This window comes from uncultured Campylobacter sp. (assembly GCF_944323605.1).
GTDB lineage: Bacteria > Campylobacterota > Campylobacteria > Campylobacterales > Campylobacteraceae > Campylobacter_D.
Genome location: NZ_CALUTC010000001.1, coordinates 291236 through 317905, shown reverse-complemented (window position 1 = coordinate 317905; position 26670 = coordinate 291236). Strand labels below are relative to the sequence as shown.

Here is a 26670-nt window from a genome sequence, read left to right as displayed (position 1 = left end):
GTGTTTGAGAGTGTTTGAGAGTGTTTGAGAGTGTTTGAGAGTGTTTGAGAGTGTTTGAGAGTGTTTGAGAGTGTTTGAGAGCGAAAGGCTGTATTTGCTTTGAGTGTCCTAAGCTTTTGCGGGAGTGAAAGGCTTAAATCTCTTTTAAATGCGGTGGTGTTTTTAAACTTGTTTTGAAAAAACCTTTTGAAAGCAGTGTGAAAGCAGTGAAAGTAAGGCTTAAATCTCTTTTAAATGCGGTAGTGTTTTAAACTTGTTTTGAAAAAACCTTTTGAAAGCAGTGTGAAAGTGTGGAAAAAGATCTGTGATATAGTCTTGAAAATGCTTTTGCAAATGCTTGTCTATCTCGTTTTTTTGGGTTTCATTCTAAAAAGCTGTTTTCAAAAGCTTATTTCTAAAAAAAACTATTTAGCTATCGTTTTCAGGCGTAAAAAGATCTGTGATATAGTCTTGAAAATGCTTTTGCAAATGCTTGTCTATCTCGTTTTTTTGGGTTTCATTCTCAAAGGGTATTTCCAAAAAGCCCTCATTTTGACTATCTTGCAAAAATTTCTCAAGGCTCTTATCTTCTAAGTCGCTAATGTGTTCCTTGTTTTCAAGGATAAAATACTTAGGATTTTTAAGGTCCTTGTTTTTTTCACTCGCTCTAAAAGTTGCACCCACTGATGAACTCTCGATAAAGTGCTCACTCTTTGTTGTATCGTATATTTGCACTTCTACATCGTTTAAGATTTCGGTTTTTTCATATATAAGAACAAGCCCCATATCCTTATAAATATGCTTATAATATTTTTTTATCCTAAGCCCACCACTAAAAGTTTTTACCAAGTCTATCAGGCTTTTTGCATTTGGTATGAGAGTTAAAAGCCTTTCCTTGCTTATCTCATCGTAATCACACTTATTTAAGGTAAAAAAGTTATGATAGTATTTTAAATTTGGATTTACTTGATATGCTTGATCAATGTAGTAGGCATAACTGTGATTTGCTTTTATATCATCACTATAAAAAAAATGATAAGCCTTACTAATATTCCAAGGTTTATCATACATCGCACTTCTATCCGCCACAAAGCACTTATCAGAAAAAAACACACCCTCAAATACTCTAGTCATCGTATCCATATAAAACATAGCCTTTTCATCATCGCTAATTTTCGTATTCAAAAGATCTTTTAAGTCCTTATGCATCGTTAGATAAGGATTATCATCGTGCTTTATATCCACATCAGGCGTTTTAAAATGATGCATTTCTTGCGTAAAAAAGTCTCTCATTAACCCTTTTTGATAAGCCTTATTCTTGTCTAAAAAGTCAATATCGCATTTATTAGACTGAAAGGGCTTTATTGTCGCTTTATCTAAAAGCTTCCAAGTATTATCAAAGGTATTAGGATCGCCAACACCTAAGCCATATCCTTGTTCTAGTAGTTTTTGGTAGCCTTTTGAAGTCTTTATAACTCTTGATTTGTAGCACTCATCTATTATCAAGCCTTGCCTTTGCGTATCCATTCCACTTGCTAAAGGCAAATCGCTATTTAAGGTTGTGCTCATATATTGTATGTTTCCAGCATCTTTTTTTTGATACCTATTGTAGCTCATCTCTTCTGCTTCATTTTGTGCTTTATACTCACTATTAATGCCTTTCATCGCATCGTAAGGCTCTGTGTATCTAAAATTTGTGTTTTGTCCGCCTAGTTGATTGTCTTCATAAATAGCACCCTTTGGATAAATTTCATACGGTGCGTAAATCATTGTATTTGTTAGAGTATCTGATTTTGCCTTTGCAACTTCTGCACTTTCTATTGATTGCACTAATGAGCCACCTGCTATCTCGCCGTAAGCTGAAATGTTTTCGATTAAAAGCTTGTTTTGTCTGTGTGCTGAAGTGATTAAAGTCGCCGCATTTAAAGCTATATTTGTAGCCGTTAAAGCAGTTTGCGTAACAGCTAAAGATGTGCCTATCATGCTTGAAAGCCAATTTGCAAAAGATGCAGTGCTAACTACATTTAAACCGGGGATAGAACTTGCTACTATATAAACCGCTGCGATTATTACATTTACGGGATTTGTAATGATATTTACAATAGCACCCCAAAGCCCTCTTTGTGCCATTGCATACCCGTAATCCTCCGCTTCGCTATCAAATACATTAACATTTATTCTTAAATCGTATTCTTTTATGGTTTGTGCCCATTTTTCTAAGGCTTGTTTTTTGAATTTCTTAATCCTCTTTTTTAAAAGGCTCTTTTTTAAACCCATTTAAAATTCTTAAATTCTTGTAAAAGTATCGTCTTTATCATCAAAGATAGATCCTACCATATCAACATTTGCTTGTAAATTTTTCTTGTTTTCGTTGTATCTTTGATTTTCAAGTCTTGCTTGATCCTTTTGAAAGTTTAGATTATCCTTTGCTATATCTAAAGCCTTTTTGCCTGATCCAAAAGCTTGATCTAAAGCACCAAATAAACTTCCCGCTCCACCGATTAAGGTTCCAATTCCTGTTAAATCCATACCATCACCTTTCTTTAAGGTTCCAATTCCTGTTAAATCCATACCATCACCTTTCTTTTTAGCACACTACCACATTAAAAAGCTCTGTATTTTGTGCTTGATTTAAGCTTGCTGTGTATCTGTTATGCCAAACCGTTCTCCACCCTCTCAAACCTGCTATATACCTTTCTTTTTCTCGGTAGTGATAAGCGTGTTTAATCTCTATCTTAAAATAAGTATTTGCTGGTATATCAATATAAGCACTAAGTGTTCTTAAAGTCGTGTTTTTTTGCAAGTTATCCACCTCTTTACTACTTGTTAAAGGGATAAAATTTGCATTTTTGCTTAAGCTTAAAAAAAGTGCAGGATAAGTCCTTTCATTTACGCTTGTAAAATAAGTGCTATTGTAATACGCACTTGTGGGGCGGTATTCGTAGTAAATACGCACCGCCGTTGGAAATTTCATAGCTTGTGAAGTTTGCTTACTTTGCGTGTTTATGCTAAAATTTCCTGCTAGATAAGACATTTTTACCTCCTTAAGATCTGACAAGCCTTATAGCTCCATTTATAATGGCATATGAAAAAAGCTCCCAGCTTCCAAAGCCACTTTGTGCTATCCTAAAGTTAAAAGGGGCCCCAAAAGAAGTGATAAAATTCGCACCTTGTATATAAATAAGCCCCGTTTTGCCCTCGCACCCTTCAACAGAAACAGAACTTATCACTTTATTTGCAGTAGTTAAGGTAAGCTTAAAATTATTTGCTGTTCTAAAATCAATCGCCACCGCATTTGTAGCAAGACTTTTATAAGCATAATCGTGCTTAGTTGCAAGTGCGTTGATATTTGTTTGCAAGGTAGTGTTTTCGTTTGTATGCTTTAAATCAAGGGCTTGTAAATTCGCATTTAAATCCTTTTCAAGCTTCAAAATACGGTAATCCACCTTTTTAACTCTTACAAAAAGATCTTTAAGTAAAGAGTTATACCACCAAAAAGGCTTTATCTCTCTTTCTAAAAGCTCTTCATTTATCATTTCTTTATATTCTAAATTTATACCTTTTTTTGTGAAAATTAAAGGATTTTCATCATTTTCGCTCGTAAAATAAACACTTCCTAAATTTGCATCTTGCCTGTCTTCTTCTGTGCTTGTGTGTAAAAAGCTTGGCGTTTTAACATCTATTTCTTTCCATTCAAAGATAGAATTTGCTTCTGTGCTTTTTGGCAAAAATATAAATACCTTATCCTCTTTTTCTTTATACCAAATATCGTAAGCTCTAGCGTATTTTGTGCTTATTTCAAAGGTATCATTATCGTTAAAATGTGCGTTTTTCTTAAGATATGAAAGCCTTAACCACTTATCCTCGTAGTTTTGTGGCTTATAAGCATAAACCACGCCTTTATAAAAGCCGTCCTCGTTTTCATCATCGCTTTCATTTTTAAAGACTAAAACATTTTCTTTTAAAGGCTTAGGTTCCGTGCTTTGTTTGTATTTAGCCTCCTCTTTTGCAAGGCTTACTTTTTTGAAAAACTTGGTCCCGTTTTCGTCTAAACAAATGTAAATTTCACTTTCATCACATTTAAAATACAAATCCCGCATTAAAGCCTTGTTTGCCACGTCCTCACTTTCATCATTTGCTATTTCTGGAAAATCAGGTCCTTTAAACTTAGTGTAGTTAAAAACTTGTCCTAATTGTATCCATTCTTTTGTATCGCCTTCTTCTTTGCTAATGTTTGCGTAGATATAAAATAGATTATTTGTTGTATTTTGCCAAATATCATTTATCTCTATCACATTGCTTTCACTTGCAATAGGTTCGCTTTCTTGCTTAAATCTTACTAATTTTTGGTGAATTTGCACCCAAGATTTATTTTCAAGGTAATACACCTCAAAAGGTTGGCATTTAAACCAAATATCTCCTAAACTCGCTTCACTTAAATCAGGCTCGGCATTTTGCTTAAATTTAGCTTCCAAAGCCACCTCATTTACCTTTAAAAAGTCTAGGTTTAAATCCAAATCCTCTCGCAAACAAAAAAGCTCATTTAAGTCATTTACCCACAAATCGCTTCTTTTAGCCAAAAAGTCAGGATAAGTTGTGCCAAAATGTGAGAATAAAGGATTTTTCACAAAGGTTCTAAGTATGCCATTTTTGGTATCAAGCCAAATATCATTTAGCCTCGTTGCGTTATCTTGCGGCTCATCAGGGCTTAAATACTTTATGCTTGTGTATTTTTTATCAAAAGAATTTATCTTTTCATCTATCAAGCTTAAAGCCTCGTTTTGCTTGTTTTCAATATCGCTTTTTAAAAGGTTTAAATCCTCATTAATCTCGCTTTGCTTTTGCAAAAACTCATCTCTTGCCGTGTTTATTTCATTAAAAAAGCTTTCTTTTAGCTCGGTTGCCTTTTGCAAAGCCTCACTTGCTAGTGTTTTAAAGCTATTTATCGTTTCTTCTTTTTTGCTTTCAAAAAGTGCATTTATCTCATCTGTTTTAGAATTTATATCATCTAAAAGCCCCTCAATCTTTGGCAACTCCACTTCTGAAACTTGTTTTAAAAACTCTAGTTGAGTTTCAAACTCTAAGGCTTTTTTTGTTATTTCACGCAAAATCTCTTCACACTCTGTGCGTAAAGTTTTACTTTGTTCTAAATTTTGTGTGCTTAACTCGGTATTTTGTGTATTTTGCTCGTTTAAAAGCCTTGCATTTTCTAAAAGCGTTTTAAACTCGTTTAAATACTCATTTGCTTTTGCATCTAAAGAGCCCTTTTTACTTTCAAGCTCATTTAAAAGCGCGCCACACTCCTCAATCAAAAAGGCGTAATTCTCCTCTAAAAGCTTGTGGGAGTGCAAAATTTCATTTAAAGCCAAGAGGCTAAGCCTTATTTGCTCGGTAAAATTCGCATTTGTATTTAAGGCTACTTCTATCTTTTGCAAAAGACTTTCATTTGTTACTTCATCTTGTGCGTTATCTTGTGCTGTATCATTTACAGTATCCGCTAGGCTTGTGTTTTCTATCAAATGGATTGTATCTTTGCTCTTTTTCATCTCAAAACCTTTCTTTACTATTTTTTATCTTTTTGCAAAAGCTCACCAATTCTACGGAGGCCTTGCCCTTGCATTGAATTTGACTTAGCACCTTGCAAAATGGCATCAAACTCGCTTTGTTTGAAGTCTGATTTTTTGCTTTGCAAATACATGTGTGCATCGTAGTTTCTTTGGTATTCATTCACACTTGTGCCCATTCCTTGAAAGATTGCTTCAGGGGCATAACCCTTTGCAGCTAGATTGTTTAAGAGTATGTTTTGTCTTCTTATCATCTCTTTGCCTAAATCAGATGCCTTGTGCCTTGTATCCTCTGCATTCATCGCACCAAAATCAATCGCACGTGATATTTGGTTTCTTTCATTTACTGTGCCGCCGCTTCGTAAAGAAACAGCGTTTAAGTAGTTTGCTTTCAAGCTACTTTCCGCATTTGTCCTTAAAATGTTTTTCTCACTCGGTGTTAAAAAATTTCCCGTAAGATAGCCAAGCCCTCTATCGATTGCATTTATCGTCCCGCTTGTATCATCACTTAAGCTTATTATCGTGTTTAGGTTGCCAAGTGCGTTATTTACAGCTTTTAGCTCTTGAAATTCTTTATCGCCACTTAGTTTTTTAAGATTTAAACCCAAACTTGCTTCTTGTCCTTGAGAATACGCAAGTTCAGGGTATTTTTCATTAAAATACCCGTATTTTTTAGCGTGATAAATTTCAAAAGCACTCGCCTCTTTTTTTGAATTTTCTTGCAAGATATTTTCTTGTATTTTTTCTTGCTTGTTTTGGTTTTTTTCATCTAACTCCGCATAATTTTCTTTCATAAAGCTGGTTAAATCAAGCTCTTTGTTTTCTTGCGTAGGATCTTTAGAATTTGCGTTTTTTTCCAAAAGCAAACTTTTGCTTAATTCTTGCAGCATTTCGTTTTGATTATCTGTTTTGCTTAAGTTATTGTCTAAAAATTGATTATCTTGCATTTTTATACTACCTTAAATACTTTTTTTCGCTTTTTGTTTATGAAATTTGGCTTTTCTTGCGTTAGGCTTTCATCTTTTGAAAAATGCTTGTCTAGCTGCTTTGAAACTTCAGTTAAGGCGTTTGATAAAGATACGCTCATTAAGATTGCATTTGATATAAATTTATGCTTTTGCAAATAAACAGATGAAAAAAAGGCATCGCTTATCTTTGCATTCATTTGTAAAAGTATCTCTTCAATATCAGCCTTAAAAGTGCTTGTATTAACAAGAGTAACTATGCTTTGCAAGGCTATTTCTTTATAAGTTTTTTTAAAATCCTCATCTTTTAAAATATCCTCTTTCAAAAAATCAAGCTTAAAAGGCTTGAAAAGTTCTGCTTTATGTTCGTTTATATACTCTTTTACTATCTCTTTGCTTTGATCTTTTAGACTTTGCAAATAAAGTAAAAATCTCTCATCTATCTTTTTATCTAATTCTTTTAAATTTTTATTTATCTCTTTATCAAGTTCTAAAATGCCTTCTTGTGTTTTTTGGCTTAAAGCTTGTCTTTTTTCATTTAAAATCGCAAAAAATTCATCACCTTTTAAGGCTTGATTTAAAAGCTCTTTTAAATTTTCTAAATTTTCATCTAAAAAGCTTTGTGCGGTTTTTTGGCTTAAATCATCTAAATTTATACTACTTGCAATAAAGCTTTTTATTGCTTCTTTTTTGCTTTCAAAAAGCTCTAAAAAATTTGTTTTTATACTTTCGTTTAGAGTTTTGTTTAACTCATCTTTTATCTGTGCTTCTTTGCTTTGCAAAAACTCTTGCAACTGTGTTTTTGCTTCGTTTAATTCTGCGTTTATTTTGCTTTCTAAATTTTCTTGTGAAAAATCTGTTTGCAAAGCACTTAAAAGCTCTTTGCTTTGCTTTAATTTCTCTTCTATCGCATTTAAAGCCTCGTTCGTGTAATTCATCTTTGCCGCCTGTTTTAGTAAATAAGGCTTAAAAAAGCCTTATTCTTTTGAAGAAAAGATACCTATTACTGAAAAGTCTTGGTTATCATAAGGTGTCTTTTGTCCTTGTGGGCTTTGAAATCTAGCCTTAGAAATAGCCATTAATCTATCAACACCGCACACTATCTTTCTACCTGCATCTTGCGTATCATCTATGTAAAATTTAGTGCTTTCTGCACCTACCATTAGCAAAGAGGACGCACCGATCAAAAAACCTATGCTTAAAGGTTGTGTATCCGTGTAATAAGAAGGAGGCGTTATCTTACCACCAAAATTTACTTTCAAAATGTTGTTTTCGTAGTCTGCATCGCTTACTTCGCTATTTAAAAGCCCACTTTGCATCTTAGTCCAAACACCCATATCCAAAACAGGGCATTCATCTATTAAGCCGATTATACCCGTGAAAATGTTATTTTTATCGCCTCTTAATCCTACTTTTTGCATAGCTACCCATTCAGGGTCGTTTTTGAGTTGATTTGCTTGGTAAGAATCAAGAAGGATTATATAAGAGTAGTTTTGCAAGGTAACTCCACCAACTGTGTGGCTTGTAGCGCGTATCGGTTTTAAAGGAAAGGCTTCCTTGCCATTGTATTTAAGTCCCGTTCTTGCCATAAAAATAGCTCTTCTTAAAGCCTTTACATTACAAACATCACCCTTAACTACTTTTCTACTTGCACTTTGCACGCTTCTATCTGCTAAAGTATCTTTAAAGCCCGTTGTAGCATCGCAAACCACACAATTTGTAAGATCGTTGCTTAAAGCAGTTATAAAATATCTATCCCTTCTATCTACTATCCAATCTGTTAAAATAGGCGTTGCTTCCTTGATAAAATCAATCTGTGCTATTGCAGAGTATTGTTTAATAGGGCTTTTTAAAGAGTTGCCCACAACATCGGGATAAACTGTTTGACTTAGAATTTCCATATTGTCAAAATTTGTATCAAAGTCCGCATTTCCTTTTACGCCATCGCCTGTTAATTGTGCTTTCAGTCTCGGGCGGTAAGGTTGTGCCGTATCCACCTTATAGGTTCTAATCCCTCTATCGCTTCCGCTTCCGACAAGAGGTTCAAAAACGGATTTTTTCCAAGAGGCTTTTTCTATTACCTTGCCAATATTCACAGCAACATTAGGATCGTTTTTCCACTGGTTCATATCGATTAAATTAAGTTCGTTTAACATACTTACTCCTTGTTTTAGTATTCAGTTTTTATTAAAGATGGAAGAAAATAATGCACTCTTAAAACTACAATTCCATCGGCATTATCTAAACTTCTGCTAACGGTAACAAAGCTATTTTGTTTTGCTCTTGTAACAACCGCGCTTAATTCGCTTTTTTGCGTATCAAGTCCTAAACTTGCGATAAAAAAGCTCTTTTCATCATTTAAACCTACATCTAAGGTATTGCCTTGAGTATCTGCTTGTGTTATTTCAACACTTAAATGCAGTATCTCCGCACCTTTTGGCAAGGCGATAGCCTTAAAATTCTCTTTTTCTATCTCGTTTAATCTTATTTCCGCCCTTGTCAAATAAGAAACATTATTTACATATTGAACTGTTGCCATTTTCGCTCCTTAAATTCTTGTCATCGGTAAGTCTTCATTTGCATTAAATGCGCCTTTTTCTACGTCAGACCCATTAGCTTGTAATTGCTTTGGTAAGCCTTGCTTTTGCTCTGTTGCACCGCCTCTTGCACTTTGAAAAATCTGATATAAGTATTCAAAAAAGTCATTTGGCTGCAATTTACTTAACTCGTTTTTGTATTTGTTGCCAAGATCCTCATTGTAAAATTCTGTGAGTTCTTGCATATCTGCTTCAGGGTGTTTTTGCAAAAACTCTTCTTGTGCCTTTGCTATACCTTGTAAGCTTTCCTTGTCTCTTATGTTTTGCTCTAAGCTAACAAGTTCTTGTTGCTTATTGCCTACCTTTTCTTTGTAGTATTGATTTTGCATTTGCAAAATTTGAGTGAAAAAGGCTTTTTTGTCGTCAAAAAACAAATCCTCGCTTTTTTCATCTAAATTAGCCACTAAGTATTCTACAAAGTCGTTTTCTAAGCTTTGTTCTGCTTGTGCTAACTCATCTTTTAAAGCCTGTGCCCTTACCTTGTCTTGCGAAGTATCGTAAGGATTTGCGCTTAAATCCTCGTTGCTTTGAATGTCTTGCATTATTTTTCCTTTTTTTAAAAGTTTAAGGCTTATTTTAAAGACTTTAAAATTTAAAAAAAAGGGTTAAAATATTTTTAATTTTCTTGCAAGGCTTTAATTTTTTCAAGCTTCATTTGGCATTGTTTATAATGCAAAAAGAGGATAGAATAAGCATTGATTATATCTAAATCGCTTTTAACCTCTGGCTTTTCAAGCTTTTCAAGGCTTAGCAAGTCTTGCGGTATTTCTTGTTTTATCACTTTAGCTTCAGTTACCGTGTGTTTGCCACAGCCTAGAAAGCACATCATTAAAAAGCTTAGTGAGATTGTTTTCATTGCTTTTATAAACATATTCTTTTACCTTTATGATTTTTTCTTTTATCTTGTTTTCATCTTGCTTTAACTCGCTTAAAACCTGTAATTCCTTTTTATGCCTCTTGTTTTCCTCCTCTAAAGCTAAATTTAGGCTCTTGTTTGCGTTTATAACTTGCATTAATTCGCTTTGCAATCTTTCATTTTCGCTTTGCAAAAATCTTACATAAAAAAAGCAAGAAAGCAAGAGGCTAAAAAGCACAAAGGCTAAAATAACTTTTAGCTTCATTTTCAAAAACCTCCTTTTATCTTAAATCAATGCCCTTTTTTTGCATTGATTGATTTTTGCTTTCTTGACTAATATCGTGTGCTAAAAGCCCTTGTGCTGTGTATTTAGCTGCCTTTGCCTTTGTCTCATCGATTTGTGCTTTTTCCTTTTCTAAGGCTAGTTGAATTTGCATTTCTTGCAATTTTGCTTGAGTGCTATTTTGTGCTAATTCTTGTGCTTCTTTTGCCTTTGCATCTAGTAGTTTTTGCACTTCCAAAGCCACGGGCGAATCACTGTCTTTTAAAATGAGAGGTAAAAGCCCTGCTATTAAATCAGGTTGCGTATTTGCGATAACCTTCATCATTTCAGACCAATACATAAACCTCTCTTCGCTTCCTTGCATTTTTAGTTGGCTTTTGTATTCTAAGTCAAAACGCCCGATTTTTATGATATTATCCTCTTTTGTGTTTATCTCAAAATATCTTATATGTCTATCCTCATCTACTATCTTAAACACTTGCTCTTTTGTAAAATAATGTTGCATTAAATCAAGCACTTTTTTAAAAATCAGCTTATCCATATCATCAGCTCTGTTTAAAAAGTCTTGCAAGCCCATTAAGCCCGTTTCTCTACGGTGCGCTATGGCTTCAGCCGATAATCTTGAGTTACCAACTCCTAAAAATTCATCATTTAAACCGGCTAAAATCTTTGCTAATTGCCTTTTTTCGTTTGCTTTTTGTGAAAGGGCTTGAATATCAGCGTGATGTTGTATAACTTGTAGCTTTCCGTCCCTTAATGCTCCGGGCTTTACCTTTGTAATGCTGTTATCAAGTCCAAAACTTTCAATGAATTCATCAGCATTATCCACTGCATCGCTTTCAAAAAGGGCTTTAAATGATCCTAGCATATTTCCCATTTTGTTTTCTGCATAGTTTATATAATCTTGCATAGGCTTAATATCCCTAAAAAGCCCATACCAAATATTATTATCGTCGATTTGATACTTTGCGATTACAAAAGGGTGTTCTTTTGTTTTTAGTGGCGAAATTTCATAATCTAAAATGCTATTATCCTGCCAAAAGTAGCGGTTCCAAGTGCCGTCCTCTAAAAGCCAAGTTTCATAAATTATCGCTCTTGTATCGCTTAAGCCACTGCTATTTTCAAGCCTTTGAATTTCCTTGTCTTTGAAAATCTCTTTTGCTTGAAAATAATCCATATTAAGCTTTTTGTGAAAACGTCTCGCATCAGATGCGTTAAAATCTCTACTAAATTTATCTATCAAAAAGCTTGTTGTATCTAGGCTTTTAAAGTCAATGTATCTGTTTTGTTCCTCGTCCTCTTTGACCCAAAGCTCAACTACACTAAGTCCAAAAATCAGATCCCTATCTCTTTTCATTATCTCTTTATTATAAAAATCACTATGCGAAAAAACCTTTAGCAAGTCGTTTAAAAGATGTGCTAAAAGCTCATCTTGCTTTTGTCTCCCGCTCACTCGTATTTCACTTATGCTTTGTGCCTTGTATCCTAAAATTTTATTAATAATCATCTTATAAATATTTTCAATAACGGGGCTTTGTCCCCTTTCTAAAATAATGCTTAAGATATTTGATGCTAACTGATTTGCGTGATAGTAACTAACTGCTTCTTTATACTCTTTTAAAGCACTTGCATTAAAATTCAAATCGTTTTTATAAATTTCTTTCAAATAAGCTAAACTTTTCATTTCACGCTCTTATTTAAGTGGATTTATAGAAATTAATTTGCCATTTTTGCCTCGTTGTGTAATAAGCCCTGTTTGCATAAAATATTGTTCGTATCCTGGCAAACCACCCATTCCTGCGTTATAAATAGTTTCAACAGGGCTGTTCTTTACTAAGAATACGTTTTCTGCGTTTTGTATAGCATTTTGCATGTGTTGGCCTTGTTTCTGTTTTCTTATAAGTTCAGCTCTATTATAATTTAAATTAGTGCCTGACTTTGTGTTTTTTATATTTGCTTCAAGTTCTTCTTCATATAATGTTTTCTTATTAGGATCTATAGGATTTGCATTCTCATCTAAGCCATATTTTATTTCATTTTCTTTTTGAATTCTGAAATTTTGCAATTTTTGCTCTCTTGCGTTCTCTTTTGTAAGCTCTTTTTGCGCACCCATTAAATCCCTTTGACTTTGACTAGTCTTAAACTTATCATCAATCAAAGCGTAATTTATAATCCCCTCACCTAAAGACTTTAAATTATCACTTATTGCCTTGCTTCTTGTGTGATAGCTTTCTATTAAGGTTGTAGCCGCCGCATTTACGCCGTTTGAATTTCCTGTTCTTATATCTAAAATAGGCATTTTATCTCCTTCATTTGTCTTTTTCTTTTGCTAAAAGCTCTAAAATTTCGCTTTCGCTTAGTTTTTCAAACTCTAAACTTTCATCATTTAAGCTATTTAGTTTTAAATAACTTTCCTTTTCACTATAAAAACTCTTTTGCAAGTCTTGCAAAATGCTTACAAATTTTTCAGCACAAGCTATTATTACAGGATCGGATCTGTTTGCCTGTCTAAGCTCTATCATTCTTAAAAGCTCGTCTTTTGCTATCAACGCACCTAAAGCCATATTTTTTTGCAAAAAAGAAATTCCCATCGCCTTAAGCAAAAGCTCATCACTAACGCTATCAAGCGTGTTTTTTCTCACAATCTCACTCACATCGTATAAGCTTTCACCTAGATTATTTGCGATTTTTTCTTTTATTTTATTACTTGTAGCATCGATAACCGTGCCAAATTCTTTTTTCACAAGCTCTTTTTTAATATCGCTTTGCAAAATATCCTTAAGCCCCTTTGCTCTTTGCCATTTTTCTTTTTTGACCCAATTAAGCACCGTGCGGTATTGCAAATCAAACTCTTTGCTAAGCTCTTTTATGCCAATATCGTGTGTTTCATAAAAAAGCCTAACCTTTGCTTTAAAATCTTTATCAAACATTAAAAAAAGCCTCAAGCGAAATTTTAAGCTCCTTAAAATCTGCAAAAACATTTTTCAAGGAATATTTAAACAAGGCTTTATTCTCCTCCTCTAAAAGCGGATAAAGCAAAAAGACAAGGCCATAACAAAAGATTGCGAAAAGTGCAGATGCAAAAAGTAGCCAATAAACGCAAATTACCTTCATCATTCTTTTCATATCGCACCACCTTTTACATCAAGTCCAAGCCTTGTTCCGTATGCTTGTGTTACGGTGCTAAATTCATTCACACTTGATGCTAAAAGCTCATCTTTATCATTAAATAAAGAAATCTTAAAATAAGGCGTAAAATCTCTATTTTTTACATGAGTGTGCGGATTTACTCTTACTCCGCTGATTTGCACCGCATTTTCAAAGGTAAAATCAAAATCATACACCGCATTTGCAGTCGTAGCAGTTGAAAAATAAGATGAAGTTGTTTTAGTCGCATCGTTTTTAAAGCGATCAGTTAAAGCGTTTTCGATATTCCAATTTTTACCATTTGCGTGGTTTTTCAAAGGTGCTTTAATGCTAATAGCTACATTATTTAAATCTTTGTATCTTAGATCATCAAGTGCATTTACAAAGATTTCTTTACCATCTTGCAAAACAAGTCCTAAGCCTTGAAAAACGACCGGGTTCATATAGGTTTTGATGTTTTTTCTACCTAAACTTAATCTTATCTTTTTCACAAAATCCACAGGCAAAGCCGCCGCTGCCTCTTGTGCGTTATCTTGTGCGTTATCTTGTGCGTTATCTTGTGCTGTGTTTTCACTTGTGCTTTCGCCATTTGTTAAATCAGCAGGAGGCTTTGTGTTGCTTTGGTATTTTTCTAAAAGCTTTTTAAGCTCATCTAAAATTTCAGCCTTTAAATTTTGCTTGAAATTCTCTAACAATAAAGACAAATCAGGGGCTTTAAAAGGCTTTTCGTTTAAAGTGCTTAAAAAGTCCGTAACTTCTTTACTTTGCGTGTGCAAAAGGCTTAAGTCTTGCCATTTTGTGTAAATTTCTTGCAAATCCTCGCCACTTTGTGCCTTTGTTTTTAAGTCGTTTAACTCTTTTAAACTTAGCAAATTTAAAGCTCTTTGCTTTTGTGTTTGACTTAAAATTTCATTTGCAAAGCTTTGCAAGTCCTCTTTTTGCAAAATTAAAGCAAGTCCTTTAAGTGTGGGACTAAAACTCTCATCTTTTAAACAAAGATAAAGCTTAGCTTCGCTTTCAAGTGCAAAGGCATTAATCCTTTTTAAGCTTAAAATATCAAAATCAAGGTTTTGTAAAAGCTCCTCTTTTGCGGGAGTGTATTTTTGTGTAACATTTTCACTAACCACGGGGTTTTGCTCTATTTGCACTCTTTTTAAATTTAGCTCTTGCAACTGCTCATCGTTTAATTCATTCAAAAAAAACGCCTCATTATTGACAAAATACAAATCCTGCGTAAAAGTGAAGTTATTTACAGTATCTAAGTAATAATATTGCATTTTCTTCCTTTTTTATTTGCATAATACTTCAAAACAGCATTTTAAAAAAGGGTTAAATTTTCTTTAAAAGGCTACAAGCTAAATCTATTCTCTTTTTAAGGCTTCTTTTAATTCTGGCTTTTCTTTTAAAAGCTTAAAGCCCTTTGATACTGCTAGACTACCCGCACTGCCTCCCAAAAAGCCCAGTGCAAACTTTTGCGGATCAAAGCCTATTACATTTCCCTCTTCATCTGTTTCAAGCCCTGCAAGAGTGCCACTTGCTAAGCCTATGTGTTGGTTAGCTTGTAAATTTCTTTTAAATTTGCTATGATTAAAAGATAGTTTGTGTCAAGGGTGGAATAATGAGCCAAAAAGAACGCATTAAAGCCGAAATAGATGTGTTAAAAGCGTTAATATTAGCCTTTTTAACTGCTATCTTTGGAATTTTTGGCTTCACACTTATAAATTATCAAAAAATCAATTTATTACAAGGTATAGGCATTATTATCGGCTTATTCTTTCTTTTAGCTGTTTTATATCTTATTGCAAAGAGGATAATAAAAAATCTAAATAAACTTGAGGATTTACAATGATAGGAATGATTTGTGCAAGTTTTGCTTTAATCACTTTTTGTGCTGCGGGCTTTATGATTGTTAAAATGCTTGAAAACAACGATAAAAGCCTATCTTAATTTCAAGCACAAAGACAAATATCACACAAATTCACAGATTAAGACTTTGAAATTGCTTAAATACATAGTGTTTAAATAGTGGCTTGTATTTTGTTTATGCCTTTTTCAATTAAAATGGATAGGAATAATCTTTTTTGATAAGATCTAAATTTTGAAGTCTATGAAATACCGCCTGTTTGGAAACCTCAAATTTTGAAGAAATTAAAAGGATAGCTTCTTTGGCTGTTAATTTTGGATTGTCTTTCCTGCATTCTTGGATAAAATCCTCTAATGGCTTTAGTGGCATAAGTAACATTGCTGCAAATTGATTGGCTTTTGTTTCGATGCCACCATAAGCATTGCTTCTGTAAAGTGTTTCATACCTATCAATGATAGGGTCATCTAAGCTCGGTAAAATATCATTTGCCAAATGTCCTAATTCGTGTGCTAAAGTAAATCTTTGCCTCTCTTCGCTTTTTATCGGATTAATCCAAATAATAGGTTCTCCACTTTCATTAACACTTATTTGTCCCTCTGTATCTAGCTTATCATAATCTAATGTAGTTTCTACTCGGATATTTAATTTTCTTGCCACTTCAAAAGGATTAAAAGGTGCCTCTTTCATTTCAAGCATATCCAAAATTTCATAGGGAGTTTTGTTCTTAATTTCCTTATACATTGTCTAAACCTCCTATATTTGATTTTTCTTTCTTATCCTCTGTGGTCATATTTATTTTATTTCTTATATGTATATCGACCATCTTTTCAAACTCTTGAATAAAATTCCTATTTGCTAATATTTTATTAATTAAATCATTGCGTAAATTTTCATCTTTTGATATTTTATCTAAAAAGTTATTTGCACTTTCTTGGATAAGCTTTTTTCCGTCTCTATTAAAACGAATAGTAATCCATATTGTCATAGCAGCAAGAATAAGGGTTATCGCAGCGATAATTATGCTAGTATAGGTTAAATAGGTGCTCATCATAGAGATAAGATCTGCATTGCTCATTTTTTATATCCCTCTATAATGCTTTTTAAATTTTGTTTTAAATTTAGCAATTCTTGCTTTGCTAATACTAAAAAGGGATAAAAGATATTTTTAAACGATTATTATTAATCTCTATTGTTTTTGCTTTCATTTAAATCTTTCTAGAATAAAATCCCATTATAACAATTAAAAGTATCCGTGTCAATAACCTATCATTCTAAATCTTAGCCTTGCTTTTTTAGCAATGTATTTGTAGTAATTAAAATAGTTCATTTATCATCTCCTTTAAATAAAATATCTAGCTATCAAAATAAGCTTAACTTTTTTAAGTGTGTTTAGCTTTTTCTTTGTTGGAATGCCTGTTACTAAAAAGCCTAAAGCAAACTTTTGCGGATCAAAGCCTGTTATATTGCCATTTTCATCGGTTTCAATTCCGCTTATTGTTCCACTTGCTAAGCCTATGTGTTGGTTATATTGAATTTTGTAAAAAACTATGATAAAATAAAAGACAGCCTTTGCCTTTTCCGCCATAGTAGTAAAAGCCAACCTCCATTGTGGTGCTATGGTCAGGAGCCGTATTATTGTGTAATGGTTAGGTAATACGCAAGGCAAGGCTACTCCTTTAAATATGCCAATTCGTGCATTTTAATCATTTGTTTAAGTCTAGTATTAGAGGCTTCATAACTTGTTCTATACTCTATTTTCCCATTTTTATCTACTGAAATGCTTACTAAATGCTTAAAGCCTTTTTCGTCCTTAAAGGGTTTATAAAAATAATACGCCCCCTTTTTATCTTTTGTTACAAAAAGTGGATTATCTAAAATATGCGTTAAAGCTCCTGTGAGGTTAAATCGGTTTTCTTTGCCATTGCCATTTTTAAAAAAATGTGAGTAGGTATAACCCAAATTTATATTAATATCGCCTATGATAGTCTTATAACTCACTTTATTATTGCTTTGTGGCTTTGCATTACTACTTTGTAAAATGCTTTCTTTAAACGCACTAAATTTTAAAGCCTTAGGTAACGTAACAGCTTCGCTCTCCAAAGCCCTAAAATCAATCTCTCCTTTTTCATTCAAAAACTTAAATTCTAGCTTTAAGTTATAATGTGCTTGGCTACTCATTCCCTCTTTTTTGTAGGTATTATGATACCTCTCTAAAAAGTCTTTATCGTAGTTATCGATTATATCTATTAGAGCTTTTTTTGTTTTTTCATACACATTGCCCGTTGGTTTTCCATAGCCTCTTACGCTATCTTTAAGATATACTACAATCTTTGTTATAGCATCTACAATCTTTTCAAACACATTAAGTTTTTTTAGTTTATCTCTAAACTCTGGATTAGCTAATTCTGCGATAAATTCAAATTCATTTTTCATACCATAGTTCCGTGATACCGCACTGAATTTTGGAAATTTGGTTTTGATGTCTTTATAGATTGTTGTTATAGTATTTACCGCTTCTATTTGTTTAGGGTGTAATAGTGTTGTTTTGTCTAAATGTGTCCTAACATTAACTAACATTATGGCATTTGTTGTAACGCTATGGATAAGCTCGTGAAATAATGTTTGTGCCTTATACTCTGGGTGGTAATCATCTAAAATCTTTACTAAATAGTATTTATCGTATTCGCCTGAAGCCCCTCTTGGCAAATCATTAGTAAAATTTACTTTAATTTTGAAATGTTGCGCCTGTTCTAAAACCCGATTAAATAATTCTTTTGCCTCTTGTGTATCTGTGCTATGTGTATGAAAAAATGCTTTAAGCTCTTGCATATCATCTTTGTTTGATAAATCAAAAACTTTTTTAGTATTACCTGTGCCTAAGTGTTGGTTAGCTTGTAATTTTATAGAATTTGTGGTAGAATACTCTTGAACGTTGGAAGCTTTGTTTAAATTTTCATTTAAAGGCGTGGCGGGGTTAATAGATCCTTCCAAAAATCCCCGCTTTAAAACCTCTTCACTCTTTGCTATATCATTAATAACTTTTTTAATCTGTGTTGTTGGAATACCTGTTATGTAGATATTATCCTTATCTTGCGTTATGGCTATATAGTATAAGTCCTTATTTTCTCTGTGCTGAAAAGCCTTAATATATTCTTTTCTATCCTCGTTATTAACCTTAATATTTAGTTCTATATCGGGCTTTTGTTTTGTTATATCAAAAAGTTTTAAAAGCTCTTTTCTTTGAATTTCATCATTTTTACCTTTAAAATGCAGTTTTAAATTTTGTAAATCATTAGCTTTTATTTCTTGTGGCATAGGGCTTGGCACTATATCTTTTAGGCTTAAAATAGCTTCTTGCTTATCCTTGCTTAAAGCCTTAAATGCTTGTGTTTGTGCGTATCTATCTACGGCTTTAATGCTCCTTTCTTTTATAGTGCCTAATTCTTCTTTTTTTTCTAGCTTCTTTGAAATAATCTTTTGTGAAGTGGTATCGGAGGGTGCTATCTCTGCCACTTTTTTATTTATGTTTTCTTTAGGTAAGTCCTTTAAGATTTCATCGCTTGCTTTTGTATCCCTTAAAACTTCCTCATCTAAATTCTTAGAAAAATTTTCAACATCGTTTAAAAAATCCTTGCTAAGTTCTCTTGTTTTTGACAAAGAGGCGACATTTGTGGTAGAATACTCTTTATCAGATTTTACAATATTAGCGGGTTCAGGGTGCGTGGTTGCCGTCGATTGAGTATTATCTGCCGTCTTTGCTGATTTCGCACTAGGCTTTAAAAAGGCGGGTTTTAATTCTTGCAATCTTAAAAAATTCATTTTATTATTTGCGTGTTCTTTTTCAAAAACCTTTATAGTAGCTATTGCTTCTTTACCATTTATTTTTATATCTTTTTCAAAAGTATAAATAGACTTTATATTGTTTCCTTTAAGCTCACTTTCTTGCTTTTCTTTGAGCTTGGCATTTTTAAAAATATTTGTAATATTTTTAGCTACTTCAAAGTATTCTTCTCTTTTAAAGCCATTATCTACGCTTTTAAACACCTCTTTTGATGATGACATTGTTCTTAACTCATCGCTTGAAATTCTTGCTTTTATACCCGTTTGCTTATTTGTAAAATCTACATTTAAATTATCTTTAAGGCTTGTTTTTAAATCATCTCTTAAGCTTCTTATGTGTTTGTTTTCAGAATTAAAAGAAAAATTTAATTTTTCATCATCTAATTTTTCGTTTTCATACGCTCTTTGCTTTGCTCTTAATTCGTCTAAATTATTGTTTGTTAGGTTTGAATTGTTTTCAGCATTTCTTATATTTATAGCCCCTGCTTTTAGCTTTTGATATTTTTCACTTTTTGTAATTTGTTCTTTTAGCATAGTTTCTAAAATATCGTAATTATTTATCTTTACATCAGGTGCAAAGATATTAGCTGAAACATTATCATTTACAAATTTTGTAGCATTTTGCAAAAGATTGGCTAGATAATCGCTAGGATTTGTAAGCGTATCTCCATATCTTAAAATAAATCCTAAAATATCGCCTTGTAAGTCCTTATGTTTTTGTCCTACATCTGTTCCAAAATCTAAAGTAGGTAAGCTATACCTTTCTAAAATCTTGTAAATATCACTATTGCCTTTATACTCGCCTTCTTGTGCTAAACCCTCTATAGCTCTTGCAAAAAGATTTATAAAATCCTTTGTTTCATCGTGTAAAGCCTTGTTTTTGCTTAAAGCTTGTTTGAATTTTAAAAGCCTTATAGCATTATCATTTAGCATTTTTGAAAAGAAAACATCACCGCTATTTTTCTTTTCCCATTTTTTCACAGCTTCATTTGCATCTGGTATTAAAAAATCAATTAATGCTCTTTGTGCTTCGTAAATATCATTAGAGCCTAAATATCTCATTAAATCTTTTTCGTTATTAATCTGATAAATACTTTTATTTTCTACGATATTTTCTAATTTTTCTTTATATTTTGCACCTGCTGAATGAAATTTTTCAGCTTCTTCAAAAAGTCTGCCGTCATTTGAAAGCTTTGACAATCTTTCTATATTTTCATCTGTATTGTTTTCTAAAATTCTAACTATAAAGGCTTCATTTTCATTAAAACCCTTAAAAACATCATCTCCATAAATTTCTTTTGCCTTTGCTATATATTCTTTTTTAGCATTTTCATTAAGCTCTTTTAGTGCGGTGCTTCTGTGATTTCCTGCTATTACAAGTCCATCTTTTGTAAGCAAAGGTAAGCCGTCAAAGTTTGAACTTGGTTTAAAATGCTCTCTTGGATTAAAATTATTTTTAATATCATTTATAACGTTTAAATTTTCTTTATTTCTAAATTGTGTTTTTCCTCTTTGTAAATTTTGCTTGATAAAATCCTTGCTAACAACCGCTATACTTACATCTTCATCGACATTTAATAAATCATCTTTAATAAAGCTTTTTGAAAGAATTTTAATGTTTGGCTTACCTTGCTCTATTTGCTCTTTTGATAAATTTGTGCTAGAATTAGGCCTAACATCTCCCTCGCTATTCAACGCTTTAGCGGGTAATTCGGGCTTAGCGATTATTGGAAGCTCGGGGAGAGTGTTATAAACAAGTTCTCCGCCCTCGCTAATTTTATTTTTGATGTTGTTTAGCGTCTTTGGCGCATTGCTTGTAACCACCCATTCGCCGTTTTCGTTTCTAGTAACAGTGCTAAAATACTTCTTTTGCTTAAAATCTTTTATAAAAATATAAGCTCCATCGTTTTGCCTAAGAACTGCGTCAGGCTCTTGTAATGTCGGTTTGATTTTCTTTAAAAACTCTAATCTATCTCGTTCTTGTAATTTTATCAAGCTACCTAGCTTTAAATGAATACCACCTTCAAAAATATTTTCTATCTCTTTTGGCAACTTTGGAACAAACTCATCATCTACGCTTTTAAGATTAAATTCTTTTATCCATTGTTCTTGTAAGTCTTTGGGTAAGTCCTTTAAACTTTCATCACTTAGCTTTGTATCCTTTAAAACTTCATCATCTAAATTCTTAGAAAAATTTTCAACATCGTTTAAAAAATCCTTGCTAAGTTCTCTTGTTTTTGACAAAGAGGCGACATTTGTGGTAGAATTGTCTTTGTCCTTTGAAAGTGAAATATCACTATTCCGCCCATCTGCCTTATTGTAAGGGAGTGTGTCGAGGGTGGCGGTCTCGACCAAAGGGCTTTTTGTTTCTCTATTTTGCAAAGATTTTATTCTTTGTTGTGCTTTTGAAGTTTCTAGTATATGTCCTATATCGCCCGTGTTTTTACCTTGTGTTACTATGCCTAACTCTGCAAAATTATCTTTAATATAAGCTCCTACTAACTTCATATCAAGCCTATTATTATCAAAGAAAAAAGTAGGATTTTCTTTTATTTTATTTATAAGCCTTGCAACTGCTCCTTTATTTTCAAAAAGTTCAGGGTGTGTAGATTTTAATTTTTGTAAATCAGCTTTTAAAACATCGGTATCTAAATTTAATTTTGCTTGTAAATTCTCATCGATTTTAAACTCTGTTTTTGTAGGTATTTCTTTGCTTTCTTGCATAGTAAAATTAATTTCATCATCTAAGGACTTAGAAAATTTATCTACTTCATTTAAAAATTCTTTTGAAAGTTCCTTTGTTTTGGAGTTAAAAGTGCCTTTTTTTAGGCTTTGTCTTAGGGTGTTGTTAAATTCGCTTATAGTATCGCTTTTTTGCAGGGCTTTTTTAAGATGATACCTTAAAGCCGCTCCTTGTATGCTATCTTTAAAAGCACCAAAAAGCACATTTTGCCCTAAATTTCTAAAAACCAGATCAAAGCCGCTTTTAACAATCTTTTGCAAAACCGCACCCTTTGCGGAGGTTGCAAGGGCAGAGCCTTCTTTTTTAGCTGTAACAGGTGCTAGTTCAAGAGCTATTTTTGCGTCATTTTTAAAAAGCTTATCAAAGCCCTTTACAAGCTCGATAAACTCATTTGCTTCCTTGCTTTTAAAGGCATTATTTTGTAAGCTGCTAAGCTCATTTAAAAAGCTAGTGCTATCAAAAACCCTTAAGCTCTCATCGGTATTTGCAAGGCTTTTTTCATAAAGTCGGTTTAATAAATTCATCTCTAAAATGGCTATATCTTTTTCATCTAGCTTAGCCCTTAAAAAGTCAAGATTGTTTAGCCCATCTTTTCCTTGTCCTTTGGAGTATTTTATAAGCTCATCAAGTGCTTTAACTTGTGTTGTGCTTTCATTTCTAGCCTTTTTGTAAGCACTTGCTTTTAGTAATTCTTTCATCTGGGCGTATTCAGCTAAGGAAGTTTCATAAAGCTTACTTGCCTTTGCGTATAAATTTTTATCTTGCTTAAAGATTTCATTTATACCCTTTTTTATATCCTCTCTTAAAAAGCTCTCAACTGCGTTTTTGATGTGTTCTTTAAAGCCCGGGTTTGTGCTTTGCTTGTAAAAGGAGTTGATGTTTTTTAAGGCATTGTTTAGCTGAGTAAAAGTAACTCCCTTTGGATTATAAATAGTATTTTCTACATAGTTTAAAAACTTCATAGCCTCTTCATCTAAAAGCCCTTGCTCTTGTAAATTCTTACGGAAGGTGGTATAATTGTTTTTGGAGGTTGAGGGTGAAATGCCATTATTGGCACTACCTGCCTGCTGTCTAAAGCCCTCTATAATGTCAGCACCTTTTAAAATCTCATCTGCGTTTTGAAGTTCTTTATTTAGATATTTTAAATCCTTTGTTTTTAAATGAGTTATAAAGGTTTTATCCTTATCTTTTGTAACAAGCAAATAAAAATAAGGCTCTAAGCTATCATTTTCATTTTTAAATTTTTTTAATCTTTTATCCTTGCCATCTTTTAGCCATTTAAGCTGTGGCTCTTGCATCGTGGTATCTAGCAAAGAAAACAAAGTCATTCTTTCTTTTGCATCAGGTCTTGAATTTAGGTGTTTTTTAAGATTTTCTACATTATCAAATCTTTTTATTAGCTCTTCTATCTCTTTTGTGTTTAAATCCTTAGGAGCTGTGAAAGAGGGCATATTTTCTAGTAAGCCTTGTTCTTGTAAATTTTTTCTAAAGGTGGTATAATTGTTTTGCGCCGAGAAGCTAGGGGTGTCTCGGTCACCATTAAAAAAAGAGCCTTTATCGCCATTTACGCCCCTTTTGGTCGATGACAAGGGCTCTAAATTTTCTAATTCTAAGCTGTAAAATCTTTTTCCGTTTTCATTGTATTCTTTAAGCGTGAGTAAGGCTTTTGCCTCTTTATCATTAACATTTAAATCGCTTACATATCTATTTATGATTAAGTTATTATCGCTGTTTTTAACATCGCCTTTACTTATAAGTTTTTTAGAATTTCTAAACAACTCTTTTATATTTGCTACCGCTTCTAAATGCTCCATTTTAGAAAAGCCATTATCTACGCTTTTAGCTATGGCTTTATCACTGCTCATCTTTTTTATACCTGCATTACTTAAAATAGCACTTTCATTCGTGTAAGAGTTGATTACCTCGCCTTTATTTGCTTTTAAATCTTTTATTATTTTGTCTCTTTGCTTAAAAAAATCTTCATCTTTTAAATCAGTTTTTAGTTTTAAAATATTTCTTTCTCCTCTATCTATGTCTAAGCCTTGCTCTTGTAAATTCTTACGGAAGGTGGTATAATTGTTTTGGCTAGTAGGTATTTCACTACCGCTTGCGGAGCTTGGGGTGCCGTGAGGACGGTTTGAAGTATTACCACTTAAGCTCTCGCCCCTAGATTTTAGCTTATTTGGCACTAGCTCATCTAATTCTAAGCTATAAAGTTTTTTTCCGTTTTCATCATACTCTTTTAGAGTTATTAAAGCCTGTGCGTCTTTATCGTTTATATTAAAATCGCTTTTATAGCGGTATATTTTAAGCTTATCATCTACCTTATCGCTTTTTATTAAGCTTTTTTGTGAATTTTCAAAAAGAGTTTTTATATTTGCTACTGCTTGTAAATGCTCCATTTTAGAAAAGCCATTATCTACGCTTTTAGAAATAGCTTTATCGCTTAGCATTTTTTTAATGCCCTTGTTACTAAGCTGTGCGGTTTCATTAGTATTTTTATTTACAACTTCGCCTTTTTGTTCTGTTAAAAGCTCTTGTATTTTAAGTCTTTCATTAAAAAAATCCTCATCTTTAGCCTGTGTTTTTAAGTTTAAAATGTTATAATTTTGCTTAGAAGAGGCAAAAGAATTAGCGTCTGGCTTATAACCACGAAGTAGCGTTTGAGCCTCTTTATCGCTATATAATGGCACTTGGCTTCGGACTAAGGACGGATTTAGGACGTCTGCGTTGGATAGCGATTTTTCAGCCGAAGTGCTATCTAAGAAAACGCTTGGCTTTTGGCTAAGAGGTGTGATCGCTTCACCTTGTGGAGTTAGTATCTTCGGCTCTTGTGTTTTTGTCATAACGCTATCAAGATTATGGCTTGATGTCGCTTCGGGCGTAACGCTGCGGGACAAAACCACCTTAAATCTATCATCGTAAGTTTTGGCTAAAATTTCATTCATCACTTCATTATAGTCTTCTTTCGTGCCTTTTTCTAAGTCATCAAGTATGCCTTTAATATCGCCTTTGTTTAGATTAAGATTTTTAAGAGAGCTTTCAAGCCTTTGTGTGCTTAGATTTAGGATATTTTTGAGATTTTTAAAAGCCCTTACATCGTAAGAGGCGACTTCTTTTACATAAGGTAGCAAAAAGCCGCTTTCATCAGCTCTTATCGCTTCAAAAAGGGCGTTTTGCTTAGCTGAAAGCGAATTTAGATTTAAGATGTCGTTTAGCTTTTGTGTATTTTTGCTTATAAAACTATCCTCGCCAAATTTTACTTTAAAGGTATCAACCAAAGCATCAAGTGCCTTGCTATCGGCTAAATCACTCCTTCCGCCGTAAGCTTTGTAAAACTCGTCTAGCTCTTTTTGTGTGTTTAAATCCACGCTTTTTTCTACTAAATCCTGTGCGGCTTTGATATTTTGCGTAGGAAAGTTTTTGGTGGTGGAAACTAAAGGAGTATAATCAAGAGCTTTATTTGCCATTGCAAAAGGCTTTTTAAGTGCTTCTTTAACTCCATATCTTTCTATAAAATGCCCTGCTGTGCTTAAAGCTGTGCCAAAAGCTAAATCAAGTGTGCCCGAATTTATACTATAATCAAGCATATCCTTAAAATCTTTGTCTTTGTCATAAGATGATACTGCATAATCAGCCCCAGCTCCTACAGTAGCACCTAAAGCAGAACCAGCGATACCTCTTATTACCTTAGAGCGAGGATTTTTTCCGCTATTAAAGCCTTTTATACCTCCTGCTACTGAACTTGCTATCTCAAACTTTGAATTTTGCAAACTATCTAAGAAATTATCAAAAAAGCCCTCATTTACTTTGTAAGCTAATTCGCCTTTTTGCTTATCATCTTTTATCAAATAAAGCCCACCATTTTTATCCTGTGCTATATCATCAAAACCAGCAAATTTAGCTACTTCATAAACTGAATTTAAATAATCCTTTTGTAAAGCCTTGTTATCTTCATCGCTTACACTAGGATTTAAGATGGTAGTTGCTAAACGGTTTTTCTTGTGAAAGTGATTAATGGTGTTTAATTTATCTTGCAAGGACTTAAGGATAACGCCCTCGCTATTGTATTTTTCTTTAAATTCTTTATGATTTGCATCTTTTTCATTAAAAAAATTATTCCAAGTGCTATTTAAAAAGCCGTTTTCACTTTCTATTATCTTTTTTTCATCATCGCTTAAGTCTTTATAGTCTTTGTTTGCTATCTCGTGTCTTTTCTTTAAATCTTTAAAGCTTAAGCCTTTGTCTTTTAAAACTTTCTTTTGTGCTTCATCTAAGCTATTTTCATCTAAATTTTGGCTTATCTTTTCTTTAACCTCTCCTAAAATTCTTTGCTGATAATCCTTTTCTTTTTTTCTATCATCAGAGAATAAATCAACCATAAAAATATCATCTTTTACATCATCTATCACATCACCCCAAAAGCCTTGTTTTGCATAGTCTTTTTTATATTTTTCAAAGTCTTCATCTTTAGGCTCTATTTTTTCAGGCTCTGTTTTTATGTCTAAATTTTCTTTTTTCTTAAATTTCATATTGTTTGCATTGTATTTTAGGTAATCATACAAATCAAAATTTGTTTTATTTTTTTCATTAAAAGACTTAATCCCATTTTCTAGCCTTTCAAAATCATCATTTTCAAGTTCGTAAGAATTTTTTACATGCTGTAAAAAATGTTCTTTGTTTCCGCCTTTTGCTTCGTAAGCGTTAAAATCAAAATACATAAGACCCCTTTGAATTTAAAAATTATCCTTATTTTTTCAAAAGTGAAAAAAAAATAAAAGGCTTAAAAATTTTAAGCCTTTTAAAAAAAGTGAATTTTTGAGAATAATTTT

Annotated in this window: 21 protein-coding genes; 1 reads left to right on the top strand and 20 read right to left on the bottom strand. The window is 32.8% G+C overall.

The window, feature by feature from the left end:
* Positions 1-408: 408 nt before the first annotated feature.
* From Q0J35_RS01720 to Q0J35_RS01645, 16 genes are all read right to left on the bottom strand, one after another.
* Complete coding sequence (locus Q0J35_RS01720) at positions 409-2256, bottom strand: hypothetical protein (protein WP_297192424.1); 1848 nt, start codon at positions 2254-2256, stop codon at positions 409-411.
* Between the two features lie 9 nt (positions 2257-2265).
* Complete coding sequence (locus Q0J35_RS01715; protein WP_297192422.1) at positions 2266-2550, bottom strand: hypothetical protein; 285 nt, start codon at positions 2548-2550, stop codon at positions 2266-2268.
* A gap of 16 nt (positions 2551-2566) precedes the next feature.
* Positions 2567-3013: a hypothetical protein gene (locus Q0J35_RS01710; protein WP_297192420.1), complete on the bottom strand. Its 447-nt coding sequence runs from the start codon at positions 3011-3013 to the stop codon at positions 2567-2569.
* Positions 3014-3023: 10 nt separating this feature from the next.
* Entirely contained in the window at positions 3024-5525 is a 2502-nt protein-coding gene (locus Q0J35_RS01705) for a hypothetical protein (RefSeq protein WP_297192418.1), read from the bottom strand.
* 17 nt (positions 5526-5542) lie between these two features.
* Positions 5543-6490, bottom strand: coding sequence for a hypothetical protein (locus Q0J35_RS01700; protein ID WP_297192416.1), 948 nt, complete (start codon positions 6488-6490; stop codon positions 5543-5545).
* Positions 6491-6492: 2 nt separating this feature from the next.
* Complete coding sequence (locus Q0J35_RS01695) at positions 6493-7446, bottom strand: hypothetical protein (protein ID WP_297192414.1); 954 nt, start codon at positions 7444-7446, stop codon at positions 6493-6495.
* A 39-nt stretch (positions 7447-7485) separates the two neighbouring features.
* A complete protein-coding gene (locus Q0J35_RS01690) occupies positions 7486-8664 on the bottom strand; it encodes a DUF4043 family protein (RefSeq protein ID WP_297192412.1) in 1179 nt (392 codons plus the stop codon).
* 14 nt (positions 8665-8678) lie between these two features.
* The gene (locus Q0J35_RS01685) at positions 8679-9047 is read right to left on the bottom strand and encodes a hypothetical protein (RefSeq protein WP_297192410.1); all 369 of its coding nucleotides are present in this window, start codon (positions 9045-9047) and stop codon (positions 8679-8681) included.
* A 9-nt stretch (positions 9048-9056) separates the two neighbouring features.
* A complete protein-coding gene (locus Q0J35_RS01680) occupies positions 9057-9647 on the bottom strand; it encodes a hypothetical protein (RefSeq protein WP_297192408.1) in 591 nt (196 codons plus the stop codon).
* Positions 9648-9721: 74 nt separating this feature from the next.
* Positions 9722-9886 (bottom strand): hypothetical protein, encoded by a 165-nt coding sequence (locus Q0J35_RS01675; protein WP_297192406.1) that lies wholly within the window; start codon positions 9884-9886, stop codon positions 9722-9724.
* Positions 9887-9893: 7 nt separating this feature from the next.
* Positions 9894-10232 carry a DUF3087 family protein gene (locus Q0J35_RS01670; RefSeq protein WP_297192404.1) on the bottom strand — a complete coding sequence of 113 codons (339 nt, stop codon included), beginning with the start codon at positions 10230-10232 and terminating at the stop codon, positions 9894-9896.
* A 10-nt stretch (positions 10233-10242) separates the two neighbouring features.
* A complete protein-coding gene (locus Q0J35_RS01665; RefSeq protein ID WP_297192402.1) occupies positions 10243-11928 on the bottom strand; it encodes a portal protein in 1686 nt (561 codons plus the stop codon).
* A 9-nt stretch (positions 11929-11937) separates the two neighbouring features.
* Positions 11938-12543, bottom strand: coding sequence for a hypothetical protein (locus tag Q0J35_RS01660; protein WP_297192401.1), 606 nt, complete (start codon positions 12541-12543; stop codon positions 11938-11940).
* Positions 12544-12553: 10 nt separating this feature from the next.
* Positions 12554-13174 (bottom strand): hypothetical protein, encoded by a 621-nt coding sequence (locus Q0J35_RS01655; protein WP_297192399.1) that lies wholly within the window; start codon positions 13172-13174, stop codon positions 12554-12556.
* Positions 13167-13370 carry a hypothetical protein gene (locus tag Q0J35_RS01650; RefSeq protein ID WP_297192397.1) on the bottom strand — a complete coding sequence of 68 codons (204 nt, stop codon included), beginning with the start codon at positions 13368-13370 and terminating at the stop codon, positions 13167-13169. Before Q0J35_RS01650 ends, Q0J35_RS01655 begins: the two co-directional genes overlap by 8 nt.
* Positions 13367-14668, bottom strand: a complete 1302-nt coding sequence (locus Q0J35_RS01645; protein ID WP_297192395.1) for a hypothetical protein — start codon at positions 14666-14668, stop codon at positions 13367-13369. Before Q0J35_RS01645 ends, Q0J35_RS01650 begins: the two co-directional genes overlap by 4 nt.
* A 341-nt stretch (positions 14669-15009) precedes the next feature.
* Between Q0J35_RS01645 and Q0J35_RS01640 the strand changes: the two genes are divergently transcribed.
* The gene (locus Q0J35_RS01640) at positions 15010-15240 is read left to right on the top strand and encodes a hypothetical protein (protein WP_297192393.1); all 231 of its coding nucleotides are present in this window, start codon (positions 15010-15012) and stop codon (positions 15238-15240) included.
* Positions 15241-15447: 207 nt separating this feature from the next.
* Here the strand turns inward: Q0J35_RS01640 and Q0J35_RS01635 are convergent, their stop codons facing one another.
* From Q0J35_RS01635 to Q0J35_RS01620, 4 genes are all read right to left on the bottom strand, one after another.
* On the bottom strand, positions 15448-15996 hold the full coding sequence (locus tag Q0J35_RS01635; protein WP_297192390.1) for an ImmA/IrrE family metallo-endopeptidase: 549 nt from the start codon (positions 15994-15996) through the stop codon (positions 15448-15450).
* Positions 15989-16330: a hypothetical protein gene (locus Q0J35_RS01630; RefSeq protein WP_297192387.1), complete on the bottom strand. Its 342-nt coding sequence runs from the start codon at positions 16328-16330 to the stop codon at positions 15989-15991. The genes Q0J35_RS01635 and Q0J35_RS01630 overlap by 8 nt, the downstream gene beginning before the upstream one ends.
* Before the next feature lie 264 nt (positions 16331-16594).
* Positions 16595-16840: a hypothetical protein gene (locus tag Q0J35_RS01625; RefSeq protein WP_297192385.1), complete on the bottom strand. Its 246-nt coding sequence runs from the start codon at positions 16838-16840 to the stop codon at positions 16595-16597.
* A gap of 83 nt (positions 16841-16923) precedes the next feature.
* Positions 16924-26559: a PBECR2 nuclease fold domain-containing protein gene (locus tag Q0J35_RS01620; protein ID WP_297192377.1), complete on the bottom strand. Its 9636-nt coding sequence runs from the start codon at positions 26557-26559 to the stop codon at positions 16924-16926.
* Positions 26560-26670 lie beyond the last annotated feature (111 nt).